Here is a 3,622-nt window from a genome sequence, read left to right as displayed (position 1 = left end):
CTTCTTGGCACACTGCAACTTGGAACTGAGAACTTGCAACTGTTCTCACTCGCGCAGTGGAACTGGCCGCTTGAAGTGCGACGGTCCTGATGTTCTGCATCACTTGCGTTTCTTGGTTGTTCTTGCCGCTGCTTGCAGTGACTGGCCTCAGCTTGAAGCTGAGACTGGCGCCACGAAGTGGTACTGGCGGAGCTTCACTGGCGGTGATGATTCTCGCCTTTTGACTGGTCTGCGAAAGCAGACTGGCTGTTCTTCCCTCACATTGCCTTGACTGAGTTTCCATAACACAGTAGAATGATCTCAGCGAAGTATTTTGCCGGGTTGCGGAGGCGATTTGTATGTTTGTTTTAGCCCACAGGGGTATGGGGAAGGGCAGATACGAGAACACACTTAGATCTTTCAAAGAGGGGCTATCGTACGGCGCACATGGAGTAGAGCTCGATGTCAGGCTTACAAAGGATGGCGTGGTCATCCTGAATCACGATCCCGATCTTAAAAGGACCATGGGACTGGATGTAAAGATCTCGGAAAAGACGTTCGCCGAACTCGAAGAGATGGGGCTTGTTGGATTTGACGCCCTGACCACTCTTGAAGAGATTTACCGGGAACTGCCCGAAGATATATTTGTCGATGTTGAGATCAAAGCCGTAGAGGCTGTACCTGAAGTGATTAAGATTGTCAAGAGATTCGACGCCCTCGAAAGGACTATGTTTTCTTCCTTCCATCATGATTGTCTTCATGAGTTCAAAGAGGAGTTATGCTGCCCTATGGTAGCCCCTATAATAGATAAGGAGCTTCTTCGACCGGGTGGTGAAGAGTTCCTGTACAAAGTGATCGAGAGATACAGGCCTTATTCGGTTAATCTCAACAAGGATCTCTTCGAAAACATAGGCCTGGAGAAGGGGCTTTCATTGCTTCGAAAGATCCGCGAAGAAGGAACGAGAGTTGCTTTGTGGACGTTAAACGATTCGGACCTATTTCTCAAGGTCAGAGATGTGTGCGATTTCTTGATTACTGACCGCTCTGATGTAATGATGGAGGTAGTATGAAATTTGACAGCCGAAAGAGTCTGATAGTGGTTCTTGTTAATTTAGCCTTGCTGACAATTCTTGCCGTGTCCTCCTGTGGCGAGAAACCCAATCCAGCAGAGGAAAAACTCACACTTTCCAGAGAGGAGATTCTCGCCCTTTGCGGACTGGAAGAAAGCGAGATAAGTTTCACCAAGATCAAGCTTGACGTTTCTGGAAAACCCCTGTTGACCGTGGCGGCCTACGACGGAGAGGGTAGACAGATCTTCTCGAAAGACTTTCCTCAGAGCGAAGTCAAGGGGGGATATGTGACGGTTGCTGTGATCAAATCAGAGATAATCGACGCGTTGAGGTTCCTCTATGCCGTGACCGACTCGAAAGGTAGCGTTTTCTCTTTCGTTCAGGATCTCCCTTATTTCCAGTATCAGGAGGTAAAGGTTGAGAAAGGCGACTATTCGCACATCTCTTCCAAAGGGGAATTCAGGTTGTTAAGCGTCACATTTGGTCAGGACAAGCAGGATATTTTCCTCAATGTGAAATAGAATGAACAACGGGGAGGGATTGAAATGAAAAAACTGATACTGGTGGTGATCATGATGGCTTCTTTCTCGACATTTGGGGCAAGTTTACCAAAGGAACGGATCCAGAACGCCCTGGGCGTCCTTCAAGAGCTCACGCAAACGGAAGACAGCGGTTCTTTTATTGAGTTGTTGAGCAAGTCAAATGGGATAGTTATTTATCCCGAAATGGTGAAGGCTGCGCTAGGTTTTGGCGGGCAGTTTGGAGAGGGCTTTCTGCTGAAGAGAGCAGAGGATGGACGCTGGTATGGCCCTCTTTTTCTAAAGCTATACGGTATCAGCTACGGATTTCAGGCCGGTGTTCAAAAGAGCGGGCTTGTATTCGTAATAATGAATGAGAAGGGTATAGAAGGTTTCCTGGGCAACAACGTTACCCTCGGCGGAAGCGCCTCTATTTCGGCCGGACCTACCGGAAAGACTCTCTCCGCCGACACCGATTACAAACTCGAAGCGGCTATCTACTCTTACTCTGTCAGCAACGGTATATTCGCCGGCGTTTCCCTGGGAGGATCTATAATCCGGCAGGATACGGATACGAACAGGGAGTACTACGGGCTGTCTTTGACTCCTCAGGAGATTATCGAGAAGGAAGCAATCGGAGACGATATAAATGAACTGATAAACTTTCTCGAATCTCTTATTGTTCGGCTTAACTAATCGTGTAACTGTTACGGAAACACCATTTATCTATTGAGATGCAACTGGAGCTCACGGAAAGCAATCTAATCTGTGAGCTCCTGTTCTTATGATATCCGGCCCTTGCGTAATATAATCTCTTTGAGACAAGGTCACATTTCTTAACGCGAAGGAGAGATTAGGTTTTGAGACTCGTGTTGATTGTCTTTGTGGTTATCGCATCTGTTGGTTTGTCTGTCGATATCCAACAGATCGAACCGCTTATAGGCAGCTACTCCGAATTTACTTCTAGAGGGTACGAAATGGAAGAAGGCAGTTTCGCCACCGTAACAGCGATTCCATTCGATGCAATATCCAACCTCGATTTCCCGATAAAGGATGTTGTCGGTTTGTTGTTCTTCGAGCTGCCGGAAGGTCCCTCACGTGTATCGTTCCTGAATGTGGCCGTTACGGGGAAGTGTAAGCGCGGAGAACCCGTTGAAGGAGTCTGGGCCGATCTCTTCATAATTGGTGAGGAGTATATCTTCCAGACGGAGAGGTACAATCCTTATATAGCTATTGATTCAGAGGGCCTGTTAATCGCATTCTGTGTCTATCTAGATACGTCCATTTACTATTCCGTAACTCTCGAGGGTAGAATCATGGACGTACAATGGGAGTTCAACGTCGGCAAATGAAATTATGATGCAGTCTTGTCCAGTTGAGGAGGCAGAGTCATTTTATGAGAAAACTAAGTAGAAAGATATCGCTACAGTTTCTGCTTTTCGTCCTGGCAGTCTTGACTGTCCTTGTGGCTCTGCTTTCCGTCACATTTGTCCGCACAGCGACCGACGAATACAAGAGCTATCTAAGCTCAAAGAAGCAATCCGTCTTTCAGTGGTTTATCGACTTGCGCAAGGATATGAAGGTTTTTGTCGACGGTTATTCGCTTGAGGGAGTTATTGATGATGGTTGCGATATTCTCATTCGACTTGGAGACGAGCGAAAGACAATTCTTAACAGGCCAGCCATCTCAGAAGGGCAGTTAAACGAAATCGAAGAAGCAGAAAACGGATTCAAAATGCTTGAGGGACAGCTCGTCTACTTCTCGACTGTAGAGAGCAACGAATCGCGATACGTTGCCGGAATTGTCTTCGACAATGAAGATGTGGAAGAACTGTCGGCATTTCTTGGGCAGGACGGAATCGCCTTCCTTCTGATCGATGATCACTTCGTGATCCCGAGAGAGTTCTCGGATTCCGGCCTCTATGTGAGAACGGTGCTAGATGAGGAGAGGTGGTCAAGTGAAATCCCCTTCACCGTGAGCGAACCGAGGCCCGCCTTCTCTTTCTTCTCCTCGGGATCGTTGTTCCTCGCCGACAAGGTTTCGATCGGCGGAGC

The 3,622-nt window shown here is 47.6% G+C and carries 4 protein-coding genes and 1 pseudogene; all 5 read left to right on the top strand.

Annotated features, from left to right (window positions below; genetic code table 11):
• Positions 1-338 precede the first annotated feature (338 nt).
• Positions 339-1,049, top strand: a complete 711-nt coding sequence (locus tag BG32_RS00525) for a glycerophosphodiester phosphodiesterase family protein (RefSeq protein ID WP_014730022.1) — start codon at positions 339-341, stop codon at positions 1,047-1,049.
• Positions 1,046-1,570, top strand: a complete 525-nt coding sequence (locus tag BG32_RS00520) for a hypothetical protein (RefSeq protein WP_121526214.1) — start codon at positions 1,046-1,048, stop codon at positions 1,568-1,570. Before BG32_RS00525 ends, BG32_RS00520 begins: the two co-directional genes overlap by 4 nt.
• Positions 1,571-1,594: 24 nt before the next feature.
• The gene (locus tag BG32_RS00515) at positions 1,595-2,263 is read left to right on the top strand and encodes a lipid-binding SYLF domain-containing protein (protein WP_006490186.1); all 669 of its coding nucleotides are present in this window, start codon (positions 1,595-1,597) and stop codon (positions 2,261-2,263) included.
• Positions 2,264-2,436: 173 nt separating this feature from the next.
• Complete coding sequence (locus BG32_RS00510; RefSeq protein WP_236609229.1) at positions 2,437-2,919, top strand: hypothetical protein; 483 nt, start codon at positions 2,437-2,439, stop codon at positions 2,917-2,919.
• Between the two features lie 44 nt (positions 2,920-2,963).
• A pseudogene (locus BG32_RS00505) lies at positions 2,964-3,622 on the top strand (histidine kinase); the annotation flags it as partial.

It is taken from the genome of Mesotoga sp. HF07.pep.5.2.highcov (genome assembly GCF_003666285.1).
GTDB classification, from domain to species: Bacteria; Thermotogota; Thermotogae; order Petrotogales; family Kosmotogaceae; genus Mesotoga; species Mesotoga prima.
This window is presented reverse-complemented; position numbering and strand designations above follow the sequence as displayed.